The organism is Actinoplanes sp. NPDC051851, assembly GCF_040681165.1.
Lineage (GTDB): Bacteria > Actinomycetota > Actinomycetes > Mycobacteriales > Micromonosporaceae > Actinoplanes.
In genome coordinates this window covers 51,880-67,938 of the sequence record NZ_JBFAYF010000047.1, presented here as the reverse complement: position 1 = coordinate 67,938, position 16,059 = coordinate 51,880, and the positions used below count along the sequence as shown (strand labels likewise).

Sequence of the window (16,059 nt, the reverse complement as noted above, 5' to 3'; positions counted from 1 at the left end):
GTCGATCTGGCAGACTTTCCCGCCATGGGAGTCTTCCGCTCGTTCGGGATCGGTGCGTCGACGGCACGGGCGGCCCTCGCCTGGGTGCAGCGCGATCCGAAGTCGGCCGCGCTGCGCCGGACCAACTTCCACGGTCGTGAGGTGACCCTCGCGGGCGGCCCGGCCCTCGCCCTGGGCGCGACCGCGGGCGCCGCCTCCGGCGCGGCGACGACCCGGCTCAAGGCCGCGGTGGTCACCGCGGGCGTGGTCGGCGGCGCGGTCGGCCTCTACGACGACATCGTCGGCAACCGTCCCGAGCAGAAGTCCGCGAAGGGGTTCGCCGGCCACCTCGGCGCACTCCGTGAGGGGCGGGTGACCAGCGGGCTCGTCAAGATCGGTGGGGTCGGCGCGGCCGGTCTGGTGGCCTCCGCGCTGATCGGCAGCCGTCGCCGGAGCGGGTTCGGCCGGGGCGTCGACGTGCTGCTCGGCGCGGGCGTCATCGCCGGCACGGCCAACCTGCTCAACCTGCTCGACCTGCGCCCGGGCCGCGCGATCAAGGCCGGCACGCTCCTCGGCGCCCCGCTCGCGATCGGTCGCGGCGGCGCGCTGGCCGCGGGAACGCTGGGCGCGAGCACCGCCCTGCTCCCGGCGGACCTGGACGAGGAGATCATGCTCGGCGACTCCGGGGCGAACGCTCTCGGCGCGCTGCTCGGGGTCGCCTTCACGGCGCGTACCGGCACCGCGGGCCGTCTGGCCGCCCTGGCCGCGCTCGCGTCGCTCACCGCCGCCTCCGAGAAGGTCAGCTTCACCAAGGTCATCCACGACACCCCGTGGCTGCGCCGCCTCGACGAACTCGGCCGCCGCCCAGCGTGACTACTTCTGATCATTCTGCCGGCGGCTTTTCTTCTTCCGGTACGCCCGATCCGGCCGGACGCCCGGCTCAAAAAGCGGACAGTCCACCCATGCCCCCCGCCACGGCGACCGTCACCCGGATCGCGGGCGCCGCCGCGCTGATCACCGTGCTGACGGTGCTCGCCCGGATCGCCGGGTTCGGCCGCACGTTCGTCTTCCTGCACACGGTCGGCCACGCCGGCCTCGCGGACACCTACAACGCCGCCAACTACATCCCGAACATCGTGTTCGAGCTGGTCGCCGGCGGTGCGCTGGCCAGCCTGGTGGTCCCGCTGCTCGCCGCCGCGGTCGCCGCCGGGGACCGGGAGCGGGTGAACGCGGTCGCCTCCGCGCTGCTCACCTGGGTGCTCGCCCTGCTCGTCCCGGTCGCGATCCTGGTCGCGCTCCTCGCCGGGCCGATCACCGGGCTGCTGCCCGACCTGCCACCCGAGCACCGCGAGATCGCCGCGAGCATGCTCCGGATCTTCGCGCCCCAGCTGCCGCTCTACGGTGTCGGCATCGTGCTCACCGGCGTCCTGCAGGCGCACCACCGTTTCGCCTGGCCGGTGATCGCCCCGCTGCTCTCCAGCGTGACCGTGATGGCCGCGTATCTCACCTACGCCGTGGTCGACGGTGCCCGGACCGACGTCGCGGGGCTCACCCACACCGGCGAGCTCACCCTCTCGGTGGGCACCACGCTCGGTGTCGTGGTTCTGTCACTCTGCCTGGTGATCCCGCTCCGGCGGCTGGGCCTGCGGCTGCGGCCCGGTTTCCGGTTCCCCGGCGGTGAGGGGCGGCAGGCGGTCCGGCTCGGATGGGCGGGCGCGGTCACGGTCGGCTCCCAGCAGGTGATGAACGTCGTGGTGCTCGCGCTGACCGCGAGTGACGGGCTCACCGTCTTCAGTACCGCGCAGACCGTTTTCCTGCTGCCCTGGGCGGTGCTGGCGGTGCCGCTCGCCACGGCGGTCTATCCACGGTTGTCCGCCTCCGCGGGGCAGGGCGACGAGGAGGGCTTCGGGGCGGCGCTGGCCGGGACCGCCCGTACCGTGATCCTGATGGCCGGACTCGGCGCCGGCGCCCTCGCGGCGCTCGCCGGACCGGCCGCCTACCTGATCGGCGCGGCACCGGCGGCACCCGGCATCGTGGGGTTCGCGCCCGGACTCTTCGGATACGCGCTGTTCGCCCTGCTCTCCCGGGCGCTCTACGCCCGGGGTGCGACGGCCGCCGCCGCCCTGGCCACCGCGGTCGGCTGGGCGATCGCCGCGGTCGCCGCGCTGGTCCTGGTACACCTCGGCGATGACCGGCAGATGTTCGGGCTGGGCCTGGCGAACGCGATCGGCATGACCGTGCTGGCCGCCCTGTTGATCCGGTCGGTGCGCCGCGTGGCCGGGCCCGCCGCGCTCGCCGGGCTGACCCGCGCGGGCGCGGTGGCGGTGCTGGCGGCGGGCCTCGCGGCTCTCGCCGGGTGGGGCACGGTGGCCGGCCTGGGTGCGGCGTTCTGGCCGACCCCGGGCGCACTGGGCAGCCTGATACAGGGCATTCTGGGCGGAGCGGTGGTCGCGGCGGTCTTCGCGGCGGTCGCGTTCGCGCTGGACCGGCGGGACATGGCGCCGCTGGCCGCCACGCTCTCCCGGAGGCTGCGCCGATGACTCGCTCTCCCGGCTGGCGCCGGCGAGTGCCTCGACGGCCGTGAGGCACCCCAGGGTGCCGGCCAGGACCGGACGCGGCAGCAGGCTGGCTGGTGTTCCGGGGTGTCTCAAGCATGATCAGGGACCCGTGAGCGCCGGCCGAGGGCAGGACGGCCTGGCCTAGGGTGTGACCGACTGTTGGGGAGGGCGGGTGCAGCCCGTCCAGAGAGGGGTGGACCGCTCGTGAGCAGCGACGACGGGTGGCGCGGTTCGGTCGTGCTGGTGCTGGGGTCGGCGACCGGCGGCACCGGGGAGCACGTCGCCTCGCTGGCCCGGGGGCTGGCCGCGTCCGGGAGCCGGGTGCTGGTCTGCGGCCCGGCCGCGACCGACGAGCGCTTCGGGTTCAGCGCCGCCGACGGCGTCGACTTCGCGCCGGTGGAGATACCCGCGAGCCCCGGGCCGCAGGACTCCGGGGCGATCCGGGTGCTGCGCCGGGCCATCGCCGGACGGGACGCCGACGTGATCCACGCGCACGGGCTGCGGGCCGCCTTCGTGGTGTCGCTCGCGCGTACCGGCGTGCCCACCGTGACGACCTGGCACAACGTCGTCCTGGCCAAGGGTCTGCGGGGCCAGGCCGGTGCGCTCGTCGAGCGGATCGTGGCGCGCAACGCCGACCTCACCCTGGGCGCCTCGGAGGACCTGGTGGCCCGCGCCGTCGCGGTCGGTGCCCGCAACGCCCGGCTGGGCCCGGTCGCCAGCCCGCAGACCACGCCGCCGAAGCGCACCCGCCAGGCGGTCCGCGCCGAGTTCCGCCTCAAGGGGGACACCCCGCTGATCCTCTCGGTCGGCCGGCTGCACCCGCAGAAGCACTACGACCTGCTGGTCGACGCGGCCGCCCGGTGGCGCGACCTGAACCCGGCCCCGGTGGTCGTGGTGGCCGGCTCCGGACCGAGCTACATGCCGCTGGCCCAGCGCGCGTCCCGGGAGCACGCCCCGTTCCACCTGCTCGGGCACCGTACCGACGTCCCCGATCTGCTGCTCGGCGCCGACGTCGCGGTGGTGACCAGTGACTGGGAGGCCCGGCAGCTCTTCGCCCAGGAGGCGCTGCGCGCCGGGGTGCCGCTGGTGACCACGGCGGTCGGCGGGCTGCCCGGGCTGGTCGGTGACGCCGCGCTGCTGATCCCGCCGCGCGACCTGGACGCGCTGGACAACGCGGTCCGCGAACTGCTCGCGGACCCGCAGATGCGCGCCGACTACGCGGCCCGCGGCCCGGTGCAGGCGGCGAGCTGGCCGGACGAGCGGGCCGTGGTCGACGACGTCCGGGCCGGGTACGCCGAGGTAACGACCTGATGTTCGGTGCGAAGACGGCCCGGAAACCCGGCGGCCTCACGCCGTACGTCCTGGTGGTCCTGGTCGTGGTGGCCAGCGTGCTGGGGCTCTCGATCCGGCCGGACGGCGCGGTCGAGCGCGGTCAGGCCGACTACGTGGTGGTGGCCGCCGCGGCCGGGCTGCGCTGGGAGGACCTGGACCCGGAGCGCACCCCGGCGCTGTGGCAGGAGGCGACGAAGGGTTCGGTCGGCTGGCTGACCGTACGCTCCGCGCACGCCGTGACCTGTCCCTCGGACGGCTGGCTGACCCTGGGCGCGGGCAACTACGCGGCCTGGGACACCGCCGAGGTCACCGGGCGGTGCACGTCCACCACGCCCGCGCTGACCCAGCCGGACGCGATCGGCGCGAACGTGGCCGACCAGAGCACGGTGGTCCGCACCAACCAGGACCGGCTGCCGTACGGCACCACGCCCGGCGCGCTCGCCGAGTCGGTCCGCTGCACGGTGGCGGTCGGCCCGAACGCCGCGATCGCCGCCGCCCGCCCGTTCGGCCGGGTCGACCAGTACGCCGCCACACTCCCCGCCGACCCCACCAAGCTGCTCTCCGACTGCGTGCTCAGCTTCGTCGACCTGGGCACCGTCTCGGGCACCGGCGCCGCCCGGCAGGCCCAGGTGGCGGCCGCCGACGCGCTGCTCGCCCGGGTGCTGGCCGCTCGCCCGGAGCGCTCGCTGATGCTGATCGCCGGGGTCGCGGACACCGACAGCACGTCCCGACTGCACGTGGCGATCGCCGAGGGCGACGGCTGGGAGGGCGGCTGGCTGACCTCGGCCGGCACCGGCCGGGACGGCTACCTGCAGCTGGTCGACCTGGCGCCCACGGTGCTCACCGCGCTCGGCAAGAGCTCACCGGAGAAGCTCTTCGCCGGGTACGCGGCCAGCGTCGCGGCCGGCCGTCCCGCGGACGTGGCGGCGGCGATGCAGGGCGGCAACGACGCGGACCGGCGGGCGATCGCCCAGCGCGGCGTCGCCGGGATCTTCTTCACCGTGCTCGCCATCGTCCAGCTGCTGCTCTTCGTCCTGGTCGTCCCGGTGCTGATCCGGGCCCGGCGGCACGCCGGCCCGGCCGCGCCACCGCTCCCGCCACGACGGCTGGTCGCCCTGGTGGAGGCCGCGCTGATCGCCGCGGGCCTGGCCATCCCGGCGGCGCTGATCGCCGACGCGGTGCCCTGGTGGAGCAGCGGGCACCCGGCCTGGACGTTCGGCACCGCGACCTTCCTGGTGATGGTGCTCGGCACGCTGCTGGTCCGGCTCTCGCCGCGCTACGGCCGTACGCTCTGGCCGCTCGGCACCGCCGCCGCGATCGGCGCACTGGTGATCGCGATAGACCTGTCGACCGGTGCCCGGCTGCAGCTCAACGGCGTGGCCGGCTACTCCGCCACGCACGGTGTCCGGTACGCCGGCCTGGGCAGCGTCGGGCTGGGCGTCTTCGTCGCCGGTCTGCTGATGACCGCCGGCTGCCTGGCGCAGCGGGTGGCCCGGCCGTGGCGCCCGCTGGTCGTGGTGTTCTTCGGCGGGGTCGGCGTGGTCATGGTGGGCAGCCCGTACCTGGGGGCCGACCCGGTGGGTGCGATCGCGGTGACCGCCGGGGTCTGCGTGACCGCCGCGATCAGCAAGGGCGGCTGGCTCACCTTCGCCCGGTTCGCCTGGTCGGCGCTGGCCGGTCTCGCGGTCACCGTCGGCTTCGCCGTCCTGGACCTGCACCGGGATTCGCCGGAGCAGGGCACGCTGGGCCGGTTCCTCTCCGCGCTCGGCAACGGTACGGCCGGCCCCGCGATGTCCCGGGCCGCCGCGGCGAACGGCCAGGCGCTCTTCGACAGCCCGCTCACCCTGCTCGCCCTCTTCGGCGCGCTGATGCTGGTCTTCTGCCAGTTCTCGCCCTGGGGCGGCCTGAACCGGGTGTTCGGCCTCTACCCGGCGGTCCGGGCCGCGCTGGGCGGCACGACGGCGGCCACCCTGGTCGCCGGGGTGCTCGGCGGCACCGCTCTCGGGGTCGCCGGCGCGGCGGCCGCGGCGGTCGTCCCGCTGGCCGTGCTCACCGTGCTGCGGGTGCTGCTGCACGCCGCGGACCGGACCCCGCCACCAGGGGAGACCGACGGCCCGGGCGGTCCGCTGCTCCGTAAATCCGACTCCGATCAACGGACGGTAACCGAACGGACCGGCTGACACGCAGCCCACCAGCCCGAACGTGGCGGCCCCGGCAATGAGTGTTACGGTGAACTCCCGTGGATGGGGCGCTCGCGTCCCGGTCCGCACGATCGGTAAAGACGGCGACCACGGGAGCGGGCCTTGGCCTCATCAGTGCGCGACACGCGGCACATCTTCGTCACCGGGGGCGTCGCCTCCTCGCTGGGCAAGGGCCTCACCGCCTCCAGCCTCGGCAATCTGCTCACCGCTCGCGGTCTCCGGGTCGTGATGCAGAAGCTGGACCCCTACCTGAACGTCGACCCGGGAACGATGAACCCGTTCCAGCACGGTGAGGTCTTCGTCACCGAGGACGGCGCGGAGACCGACCTGGACGTCGGTCACTACGAGCGCTTCCTCGACCGGGCCCTCTCCGGCAAGGCGAACGTGACGACCGGCCAGGTCTACTCCGCGGTCATCGCGCGGGAGCGGCGCGGCGAGTACCTCGGCGACACCGTCCAGGTGATCCCGCACATCACCAACGAGATCAAGAGCCGGATCTTCGCGATGGCCGACCCGGACGAGAACGGCCTCGTCCCGGACGTGGTCATCACCGAGGTCGGCGGCACGGTCGGCGACATGGAGTCGCTGCCGTTCCTCGAGGCGATCCGCCAGGTCCGCCACGAGGTCGGCCGGGACCGGGTCTTCTACCTGCACGTCTCGCTGGTGCCGTACCTCGCTCCGTCGGGTGAGCTGAAGACCAAGCCGACCCAGCACTCGGTGGCCGCGCTGCGCAACATCGGTATCCAGCCGGACGCGCTGATCTGCCGCAGCGACCGGGAGATCCCGGCGAAGATGAAGGAGAAGCTGGCGCTCTACTGCGACGTCGACGTCGAGGCCGTCATCGGCTGCCCGGACGCGCCGAGCATCTACGACATCCCGAAGGTGCTGCACGACGGCGGCCTGGACGCGTACGTCGTAAGGCGCCTTGGTCTTTCTTTCCGGGACGTCAACTGGAAGACCTGGAACGACCTGCTGGAGCGGGTGCACCACCCGAAGCGCACCATCACGATCGCGCTGGTCGGCAAGTACGTGGACCTGCCGGACGCGTACCTCTCGGTCACCGAGGCGATCCGCGCGGCCGGGTTCGGCAACACCGTGAAGATCAAGATCCGCTGGGTGGCGAGCGACAGCTGCGAGACCCCGGCCGGCGCCGCGACCGCGCTCAAGGGCGTGGACGGCATCGTGATCCCCGGCGGCTTCGGCGTCCGCGGCATCGAGGGCAAGGTCAACACTTCCCGGTACGCCCGGGAGAACGGCATCCCGATCCTCGGCCTCTGCCTCGGCCTGCAGTGCATGACCATCGACGCGGCACGCAACCTGGCCGGGCTGACCGGCGCGAACTCGCTGGAGTTCGACGAGACGGCGACCTACCCGGTGATCTCCACGATGGCCGACCAGGAGGAGATCGTGGCGGGCAAGGGCGACCTGGGCGGCACCATGCGCCTCGGTGCCTACCCGGCCACGCTCAAGGAGGGCTCCATCGTCGCCGAGGTGTATGGCGCGACGGAGATCTCCGAGCGGCACCGGCACCGCTACGAGGTGAACAACGACTACCGGGACAAGATCTCGCAGGCCGGCCTGGTCTTCTCCGGCACCTCGCCGGACGGGCGCCTGGTCGAGTTCATCGAGCTGGACCGTGCGGTCCACCCGTACTTCGTGGCCACCCAGGCGCACCCGGAGCTGAAGAGCCGCCCGACCCGCCCGCACCCGCTCTTCGACGGCCTGATCCAGGCCGCCGTGGTCTACGCGGCCGCGGACGAGCTGCCGGTCGGCGACGCGGCCGAGGCGGTCGAGGCGTCCTGATGGGCTTCGAGCACGAGACCCTGTCCCGCGCCGAGCGCTACCACGGCGCGATCTTCTCGGTCTACACCGACGAGGTCAGCATGTCGGACGGCGTGAGCGCCCGCCGGGACGTGGTGGAGAACCTCGGCGCGGTGGTCGTGGTGGCGCTCGACGAGCTGGACCGGGTGGTGCTGATCCACCAGTACCGGCACCCGGTGCACGCCCGGCTCTGGGAGCTGCCGGCCGGCCTGCGCGACGTCGACGGCGAGGACCCGGCGCTGACCGCGGCCCGTGAGCTGGCCGAGGAGGCCGACCTCACCGCCGGCCGGATGGACCGGCTGGTCGAGCTGCACACCTCGCCCGGGTTCACCAACGAGCACGTGCTGGTCTACCTGGCCCGGGACCTCACCCCGGTGGCGGACGCCGAGCGGCACCGGCGCACCGCCGAGGAGGCCGACCTGGAGATCACCCGGGTCGACCTCGACGAGGCGGTCGCGATGGTGTTCCGCGGCGAGATCACCAACGCCGCCGCGGTGGCCGGTGTGCTGGCCGCGGCCCGCGCTCGGGACACCGGCTGGGCGACTCTGCCGGTCTGATCAGGGCCTTCACTCCGCCGCCGGGCACGTGGTGCCCGGCGGCGGAACCGTGAGATCCACCAGGTAGCGGTCCACCGCCGCGATGGTGCAGGACGTTTCCCGGTACGAGCCGTGGCCCCACCCCGCATAGGTGACGAGCCGGCCGCCGGGGCCGAGTTCGGCGGCGACGTGGGTGGCCCAGGCATACGGCGTCCGCGGGTCGTGCACCGCGTTGAGCAGCAGCAACGGCGTCGCGGTGGAGACCCGCAGCCGGTGCGGCGGGTTCGCGAGCGGCCGCGGCCAGCCCAGGCAGGTGGCGACGGCGAGCATCCCGGCGCCGTACCGCACGTCGGGCGCCACGCTCCGCGCGGCGTCGAGCAGCCGCCGGTAGTCGCGGTAGTCACGGACCGGGGCGGGGAAGTCGGCGCAGAGGATCCCCTCGGCGACCGAGAGGTCCGGCGGATCGGGCACCTCGCCCCGGCGCAGCGCCGCGATCTGGTCGGCGAGTCCGGTCCAGGAGGGCGACGACAGGTAGCCCAGCGGCAGGGTGGCGATCTCGAAGACGGTGTTCGGGGCGTACTCGCCCGTCTCGGCGCGGGCCAGCACGTCCGCCCAGATCGCGGGCACGTCGGCGTCCTCGCCGAGACAGTCCGTGCTGTCGCACCAGGAGACGAACTCGTCGAACGAGTCCTGCAGCCCGGCCGCCTCGGTACGCACGAAATCGGTCAGCGGCAGGTCATGGTCGAAGACGCTCTCCAGCACGATCGCCCGGACGTGACCCGGGTACCGTTCGGCGTACATCTCGCCCAGCAGGGTGCCGTACGAGCTCCCGTGGAAGGTCAGCCGCTCCTCGCCGAGCGCCCGGCGCAGCGCGTCCAGGTCCCGCGCGGCACTGACGCTGTCGGCGTGGTCGAAGAGCGCACTGCTCTCCCGGCAGCGCTGCCAGTACGCCCGGTTCGCCGCGATCGCCGCGTCGAACTCGTCCTGGCTGCGCAGGATCACCGGCGGTCGTCCCGCGTCCGGCTCGCAGTCCGGGGCGGCGCTGTGCCCGACCGTCCGCGGGTCGAAGCCGACGATGTCGAACCGGTCGAGGATCTCCGCGCTGAACCGGCTGCTGCCGGTCAGCACCCGGCTGACCCCGGAGTCGCCCGGACCGCCCGGCCCGAAGACCAGCGTGCCGACCCGCTCCGCGGGCACCCGGGCCTCCCGTTTGGCGACCGCCAGCCCGAAGGTGCCCTGACGTGGATCGTCCCAGTCCACCGGCAGGGTGAGCGTCGCGCAGCTCACCCCGGTGGCCGGGCTGGAGCACTCTCCCCAGTCCAGGCCCGGCGAGGCGGGCACGGCCGGCGCGACGCTCAGGGACAGTCCCGCGACTATGGCGATCAGGCGCATCACGGACTCCTCGGTTCAGTGACGTGGACCGATTCATCGTGGTGCCGGGGCTGCGGGCGCACATCCGGTTTCGCCCCTAGAGGGTGACATTTCCCGGACAGCCTAGATATTGCTATTCGTCAATAACGCATGATCCGATGGTCATCGATGATCGCCGTAAGGGATGCCGTCCGCAGGATACTGCCCCCGCCGGGGATCGCGCGCACGCTGGCCGGGCAGAACGCGCTGTACGCCGTCGGGACCGGAACGTTCCTGACCGGCAGCGTGGTCTTCTTCACGTTCTACGTCGGACTGTCCGCCGTGCAGATCGGTATCGGACTGTCGGCGGGCGGGCTGGTCGCGCTGGTCGGGTCGATGCCGCTCGGCCACCTCGCCGACCGGATGGGCGGGCAGCGGGCCTGGACCGTGGGTGCGGCCATCCGCGCGATGGCGTTCGCGTCGTACCCGTTCGCCGGGGGGATGTGGGCGTTCCTGGTCCTGATGTGCGTGCAGATCGCGTCCGAGACGCTGGCGACGAGCGGGCGCGCGGTCTACACCGCAGCCGTGGTGCCGCCGGAGAACCGGGTCCGGGTGATGGCCTTCAGCCGGGCGTACCTGAACGTGGGGTGGACCCTGGGCGCCGGACTGGGCGCCGCGGCACTGGCCCTCGACTCGCGGGCCGGGATGCTCGCGCTGGTCTACACCGCGGCGGTGGCGGTGCTGGTCAACGCGGTGCTGGTGAGCCGGATGCCGCCGGCGCAGGAGAGCGCCGCGGCGCCGTCCGGGCCCCGGCCCAGCCCGTGGGGGGTGCTGCGGGACGCGCCGTACACGGCGGGCTCGGTGGTCTTCGGGGTGCTCTGGCTGCACGCGATCCTCTGGGGTGACGTGCTGCCGCTCTGGGCGATCACCCACACCGACGTGCCCAAGCCGGTGCTCGGCGGCCTGATCGCGCTGAACACCGTCCTCGCGGTCGCGCTGCAGGTCCGGGCCACCCGCGGCGCGGACACCCTGGTGGGCGCGCGGCGGCTGACCCGCTGGGCCGCGGCGGCCGCGGCACTCGCCTGCCCGCTCGCGGCGGCCACCGGGATGGTCCACGGCTGGGCCACGATCGTGCTGCTCGCGCTCGCGGTCACCCTCTTCACCGGCACCGAGCTGTGGATCTCGGCGGCCCAATGGCTGGTGCAGACCGAGATGCCGCCGGCCGGCCAGCGCGGGATCTACATCGGCCTGGACCGGTCGGTGCAGGGCGTCACCCGGCTGGCCGGACCGGCGGGACTCACGTTCCTGGCGATCCAGACCGGCGGCTGGGGCTGGTGGGTGATCGCCGGGATCTTCGCGGCGTGCGTGCCGGCGGTCGGCCCGGTGCTCTCCTGGATCGAGCGCACGCCCCGCAACGGCGCCGAGTCCTACGCTAGCCTCGGCGGGTAGGTGCTCCTCCCGGGCGGGCCCGGCGCGGCGACGGGTCCCCGACGGCGGGCTGAGCGGGTACGACATCGATCACGGTGCACGGTATGCCGACGTGGTGAGGCCGCGCCGTCCCGTTTCCCGCGTCCCGGGTCACGGTCCGGGTCAGATGGTGACGACGAGCTTGCCGGTGGTGTGACCGGAACCGATCAGGCGGACGGCCTCCGGCGCGCCGGAGAGCGGGAAGGTGCGCTGCACCGCCGGGCGCAGCGTGCCGGACTCGATCAGCTCGGTCAGGGCCTCGAGATCGGCGCTGTTCTCCTTCGCGAGCAGGCCGCGCAGCCGCTTCCCACTCACGAGCGAGGCGAGCGGCGCGGCGATCCACGGCCGGCTGATGCCGCCCAGGAACGCGGTGCCCCGGTCCTCGCCGCCGATCACCACGAGCGTGCCGCGTGCGGCGAGCGCCCGGCGCAGCAGGGAGACCGGCCGGCTGCCGGCGACATCGATGATCGCGTCGAAGACCGGGCCGCGGGCGTCGACCTCCTCGGTGGTGTAGTCGATGACGTCACCCGCGCCGAGCGAGCGGACCAGGCCGGCCTTGGCGCCGCTGCACACGCCGGTCACCTCGGCGCCGGTCGCGGCGGCGATCTGGACGGCGTACGTGCCGATGCCGCCGCCCGCGCCGATGATCAGGACCCGCTGTCCGGCCCGGACCCCGGCGCCGTCACGGACCGCCTGGAGTGCGGTCGTGCCGGAGACCGGGACCGCGGCGGCCTGCTCGAACGAGAGGTTCGCGGGCTTCGGGGCGAGGCGGGCGGCGGGGGCGGTCGCGTACTCGGCGAACGAACCGCCGGAGCAGGTCCCGTAGACCTCGTCGCCGGGGCGGAGGCGAGCCACGCCCGCGCCGACCGCCTCGACCACGCCGGCCAGGTCACGCCCGCGGATCCGGACCCGGGGGCGGCGCAGCCCGGTGGCGGCGCGCATCAGGTAGGGCTTACCGGTCATCATGTGCCAGACGCCCGGATCGACTCCGGCCGCCACCACTCGCACCAGCGCCTCACCGGGCGCGGGTGCGGGACGGTCGACGTCCCGGAGCACGAGCACGTCGGCGTCACCGTAGGTGTCCTGCACGATCGCTCTCATGGCACCGACGGTATGTACGCTCCGCAACCGCTTCTCAGGAGGGCTTGATGGGTGTTCCGAGGTTGCGCTCGGTGGTGCTGGACACACCGGACGCGCGCGGGCTGGCCGAGTTCTATCGGCAGATGTTCGGGCTGGCGTATCGGCCCGGCGATGAACCGCCGGCGCCGGGGGAGGACGATGAGAGGGGCCGGGACTGGGTGGTGCTGGTCGGCGACGGCGGGTTCCGGCTGGCGTTCCAGCAGGAGCCCCGGCTGACGCCGACCACCTGGCCGGACCCCGCCGTGCCGCAGCAGATGCACCTGGACACCGCGGTGTCGTCGGTGGCCGAACTGGAGGAGCAGCACGAGCGGGCGCTGAGCCTGGGTGCGACGCTGCGCTTCGACCGGACCGACGACCCGGAGGAGCCGCTCCGGGTGTACGCCGATCCGGCCGGCCACACGTTCTGCGTCCTCGTGCAGGCCTAGGCACGCCGGGCGCTGGGGGGCGCTTCGCTCAGGGGGGCGCTTCGCTCAGGGGGTGATGCGGGCGCGGAGAGTCGCCACGCCGCCGCCGTCGAGCTCGTCGAGGGGGATGGGGCGGCCGGTCAGGGCCAGCATCAGGGCCTCGCCCGGGCCGCGGACCGAGAGGCCCTGGCCGGCCTCCCACGCCGTGTCGGTGGCGACGAAGCGCAGGCCGTCGAAGAGGCCCTTCGGTACGAACGCGCCCCGCGCCCGGGGGCTGGCCAGGAACTCCAGGGCCGGCCGGATCCGCTCCGGTCTCAGGCCGTGTTCCAGGCCGAGGGGACGGCGGATGTCCTGGCCGTGCACCTGGACGTCGACGAGCTGCCCGAACAGGCCCGCGCCCGGCGGGGCGTAGGGGTTCTGCGCGTGCTCCCGGAGATCCAGGGCCAGTTCGTCGGCGCTGCGCTCCGCGGCGAGTTCGCGGGCGAGCAGGGCGGAGGCGCGGTGCGGCTTGAACCGGGTGCGTGCCAGGATCGGCAGCAGCCGGCGTGACCCGATCCCGAACGGCGTGACCAGGTGCGCGGCGACCTCGTGCACGGTCCACTCCGCGCACAGGCTCTGCGCGATCAGTTCGCTGGGCTTGAGCGACTCCACCAGCTCGGCCACACGGCGGCGCTCATCGGCGATCATCGACAAGAGGTCCACGGTGGACAAGTTACCGTGCGAATCCGCTCGATCACGTTTCGCCGCCAAATTCCCCAGCATCCTGATCCGCGACGCCTGGCGGGATGGTCGGCATCCGCCGTATGTGAGGCGGTGCTCGCGGTGCTCGCGGTGCTCGCGGTGCTGCGCCGGGGCGGTGGGCGCGCTCGATCGGGAATGGCGGGGCAGCGGGTGCACTCGATCGGGAATGGCGGGGCGGCGAGTGCACGCGATCGATCTCGGAGGGGTTGTGGGAATGCGCGATCGGCCTATTTCGGGGCGGTAGAGAAACCCAAAGAAAATCTCGTGTGCCAACGGACCCCATAAGGGCTGCGCGCACACTCGATCAGTTCATTGTGCCGAGTTGGTGCCCCTCTGAGCAGGGTTGATGAGGGCGGGGCGCGGGCTGACGGGCGTACAGTGAAAGGGCGGAAAAAGAAGGGGGAAAGAGAGGGGAAAGGGGGCGGGTCAGCGCTTGATGGCGACGCCGCCGGACATCTGGACGTGCTCGTCGTCCACCGCGGGAGCGGAGGGGGAAGGACGCCACCGGTGGACCAGTTGGACGCCGGGGGTGACCAGGTCCAGGCCGCGGAAGAGGCCGGTGACCTCGTCGTCGGTGCGGGGCTTGGCCGGGATGCCACGGGCCGTGTAGGTGGCGGCGGCCTGGACGGCCTGCTCGTTGTGGGCGGTGACCGTGGAGATGGCGAGGGCGCTGCCGGGGGCGAGCGGGGCCATCAGGGTGTCGAGGATCGCGTGGGCGCGGGCCTCGTCGGGGACGAACTGGAGGATGGCGAGCAGGCTGATGCCGATCGGGCGGCTGAGATCGAGGGACTGGACCTCGGGGGCGGCCATGATCTTGTCGACGTCGAGGAGGTCGGCGTCGAGGTACGCGGTCGAGCCCTGCGGGGTGGAGGTCAGCAGGGCGCGGGCGTGGACCAGCACGATCGGGTCGTTGTCCACATAGACGACGCGGGACGCCGGGTCGACGCGCTGGACGACCTCGTGCAGGTTGGGGGAGGTGGGCAGGCCGGTGCCGATGTCCAGGAACTGGCGGATGCCCAGGTCAGCGGCCATGAAGTGGGCGATGCGGGCCAGGTAGTCACGGTTGGCGCGCATCGAGATCGGCAGGCTGGGGGACGCCTTGACGATCGCTGCGGCGGCCTGCCGGTCGGCCTCGAAGTTGTCCTTGCCGCCCAACAGGTAGTCGTAGATACGGGCCGAGTGCGGGACGGCGGTGTTGAGATCAACCGGCATGGTCGGCAACGATAGCCGATCTTGATCACCGCAGTTCGACGTGGACACCCGAATCGGCGAGCCAGGCCAGCACGTGGTCCATGGTGATCGCGGGAGCCCAGAGCCGCCGGTCGTAACCGGGGATCAGATGCCGGCGGGCCACCGCGGCGTCGTGCCAGATCAGGCGGAAGCCGGGGGCGGCGCCCCAGCCGCCGAGCGCGCAGTCGTGCAGGGCGCCGGGGTTCCAGCCGAAGTAGCCGCCGGGACCGTTGATCGCCTCGCCGATCGCGCAGTAGAAGCCGTCCTCGTCGGTGACGTGGCTGCCGTCGAGGTGGAACTCGGTGCCGCCGGGGCGGTCGGGGCGCTGCTGGTGGTGGGCGAGCGCGGCGCCGGCCCACTCGTGGCGCAGCAGGGCGTCGTACCCGGACCAGCGGTTGAGCTCGGTGGGGCGCCCGGCCTGCCACACCTCCCAGACCTCGCGGGCGCGGGCCGGGCGGGGGCCGCCGATCACGTCGCCGTACTTGGGCTCGAAGGTGACGTCGACCAGGCCCTCGCCGAGCGGGGACGGGGTGACCGCGGAGACCTCGGCGCCGAAGCCGGCGTCGAGCACATGGGTGGCGCTGCCGTCGGCGCCGACGCTGAAGATCGACGCGCTGATCATGCGGCGGTTGCGGGAGCCGAGCGCGTCGATGGCCCGCTGCAGGCGGGCGCCGGGGCGGCAGCCGACCAGGGTGGCCGGGCGCGGCGGGGGTACCGGACGGGCGTGGAAGACCCCGGAGACGTCCTGGCAGAAGCCGAACTTCTCCTCGCCCTCACCGGTGATCCCGGCCAGCAGGTAGCCCTCGGCGTCGGGTGCGGTGGCGGTGCTGCGCCGGGTGAACCGGGGCAGATCGGTGCGGAGCCGTCCCTCCAGGGTGATGTCGAGCAGGCCCTGGCCGGCGGCCGCGGGCTGTGCGTCGGTCACCACCAGGTCGAGCAGCTCCTCGACGCACTCCCAGCACTCCGGGGGGTGTGCCGAGTCGGAGGGGTGGATCGCCTCCAGCCCGATGTTGCCGAGCCACGGCGGGCCGAACCCGTCGATGGCCGCGCGGAGGCGTCCCGAGGGCAGGCATGCGAGCAGTGTGTAACGCTCGGCTGGCGGCTCGGGCCGGTCGGCGAACAGTCCGTCGATGTCCGTGCACGCGGCCACCACGGTGTCGTCGTCGGCGTGCTGGTCCACCAGCAGCCAGGGAAGGCCGGTCATTGCAAGGAACCGTACCGTTCGCGTCCTCGTTGAGGGATCCCGGTGCATGAGGCGTGAATTCACCCTGCTCAGGGGTAGTGTCCGGCGCAGAGGGTC

The 16,059-nt window shown here is 73.4% G+C and carries 13 protein-coding genes; 8 read left to right on the top strand and 5 right to left on the bottom strand.

Going from position 1 to position 16,059, the window contains the following annotated elements:
• Window positions 1-24: 24 nt before the first annotated feature.
• From AB0M08_RS34465 to AB0M08_RS34440, 6 genes are all read left to right on the top strand, one after another.
• Window positions 25-852: a hypothetical protein gene (locus AB0M08_RS34465; protein WP_364502648.1), complete on the top strand. Its 828-nt coding sequence runs from the start codon at window positions 25-27 to the stop codon at window positions 850-852.
• A gap of 89 nt (window positions 853-941) precedes the next feature.
• The gene (locus tag AB0M08_RS34460; protein WP_364502645.1) at window positions 942-2,519 is read left to right on the top strand and encodes a lipid II flippase MurJ; all 1,578 of its coding nucleotides are present in this window, start codon (window positions 942-944) and stop codon (window positions 2,517-2,519) included.
• Window positions 2,520-2,741: 222 nt separating this feature from the next.
• The gene (locus AB0M08_RS34455) at window positions 2,742-3,848 is read left to right on the top strand and encodes a glycosyltransferase family 4 protein (RefSeq protein WP_364502642.1); all 1,107 of its coding nucleotides are present in this window, start codon (window positions 2,742-2,744) and stop codon (window positions 3,846-3,848) included.
• A complete protein-coding gene (locus AB0M08_RS34450) occupies window positions 3,848-6,049 on the top strand; it encodes a hypothetical protein (protein ID WP_364502640.1) in 2,202 nt (733 codons plus the stop codon). Before AB0M08_RS34455 ends, AB0M08_RS34450 begins: the two co-directional genes overlap by 1 nt.
• 123 nt (window positions 6,050-6,172) lie before the next feature.
• Complete coding sequence (locus AB0M08_RS34445) at window positions 6,173-7,873, top strand: CTP synthase (RefSeq protein WP_364502637.1); 1,701 nt, start codon at window positions 6,173-6,175, stop codon at window positions 7,871-7,873.
• The gene (locus AB0M08_RS34440) at window positions 7,873-8,448 is read left to right on the top strand and encodes an NUDIX hydrolase (protein ID WP_364502634.1); all 576 of its coding nucleotides are present in this window, start codon (window positions 7,873-7,875) and stop codon (window positions 8,446-8,448) included. The genes AB0M08_RS34445 and AB0M08_RS34440 overlap by 1 nt, the downstream gene beginning before the upstream one ends.
• Window positions 8,449-8,457: 9 nt before the next feature.
• On the opposite strand, the gene AB0M08_RS34435 is transcribed toward AB0M08_RS34440, so the two are convergent.
• Window positions 8,458-9,819, bottom strand: coding sequence for an alpha/beta hydrolase (locus AB0M08_RS34435; RefSeq protein ID WP_364502631.1), 1,362 nt, complete (start codon window positions 9,817-9,819; stop codon window positions 8,458-8,460).
• A gap of 147 nt (window positions 9,820-9,966) precedes the next feature.
• Here AB0M08_RS34435 and AB0M08_RS34430 point away from each other — a divergent pair, with 147 nt between their 5' ends.
• Window positions 9,967-11,226: an MFS transporter gene (locus AB0M08_RS34430; protein ID WP_364502628.1), complete on the top strand. Its 1,260-nt coding sequence runs from the start codon at window positions 9,967-9,969 to the stop codon at window positions 11,224-11,226.
• A 141-nt stretch (window positions 11,227-11,367) separates the two neighbouring features.
• Here the strand turns inward: AB0M08_RS34430 and AB0M08_RS34425 are convergent, their stop codons facing one another.
• On the bottom strand, window positions 11,368-12,345 hold the full coding sequence (locus tag AB0M08_RS34425; protein WP_364502625.1) for an NAD(P)-dependent alcohol dehydrogenase: 978 nt from the start codon (window positions 12,343-12,345) through the stop codon (window positions 11,368-11,370).
• Window positions 12,346-12,392: 47 nt separating this feature from the next.
• Between AB0M08_RS34425 and AB0M08_RS34420 the strand changes: the two genes are divergently transcribed.
• Window positions 12,393-12,809 (top strand): VOC family protein, encoded by a 417-nt coding sequence (locus tag AB0M08_RS34420; protein WP_364502622.1) that lies wholly within the window; start codon window positions 12,393-12,395, stop codon window positions 12,807-12,809.
• 45 nt (window positions 12,810-12,854) lie between these two features.
• Here AB0M08_RS34420 and AB0M08_RS34415 read toward each other — a convergent pair whose 3' ends face one another.
• From AB0M08_RS34415 to AB0M08_RS34405, 3 genes are all read right to left on the bottom strand, one after another.
• Window positions 12,855-13,490 carry a maleylpyruvate isomerase family mycothiol-dependent enzyme gene (locus AB0M08_RS34415; RefSeq protein WP_364502619.1) on the bottom strand — a complete coding sequence of 212 codons (636 nt, stop codon included), beginning with the start codon at window positions 13,488-13,490 and terminating at the stop codon, window positions 12,855-12,857.
• A gap of 465 nt (window positions 13,491-13,955) precedes the next feature.
• A complete protein-coding gene (locus AB0M08_RS34410; RefSeq protein ID WP_364502616.1) occupies window positions 13,956-14,741 on the bottom strand; it encodes an SAM-dependent methyltransferase in 786 nt (261 codons plus the stop codon).
• A 25-nt stretch (window positions 14,742-14,766) separates the two neighbouring features.
• On the bottom strand, window positions 14,767-15,963 hold the full coding sequence (locus tag AB0M08_RS34405; protein ID WP_364502613.1) for a barstar family protein: 1,197 nt from the start codon (window positions 15,961-15,963) through the stop codon (window positions 14,767-14,769).
• Window positions 15,964-16,059: the final 96 nt, after the last annotated feature.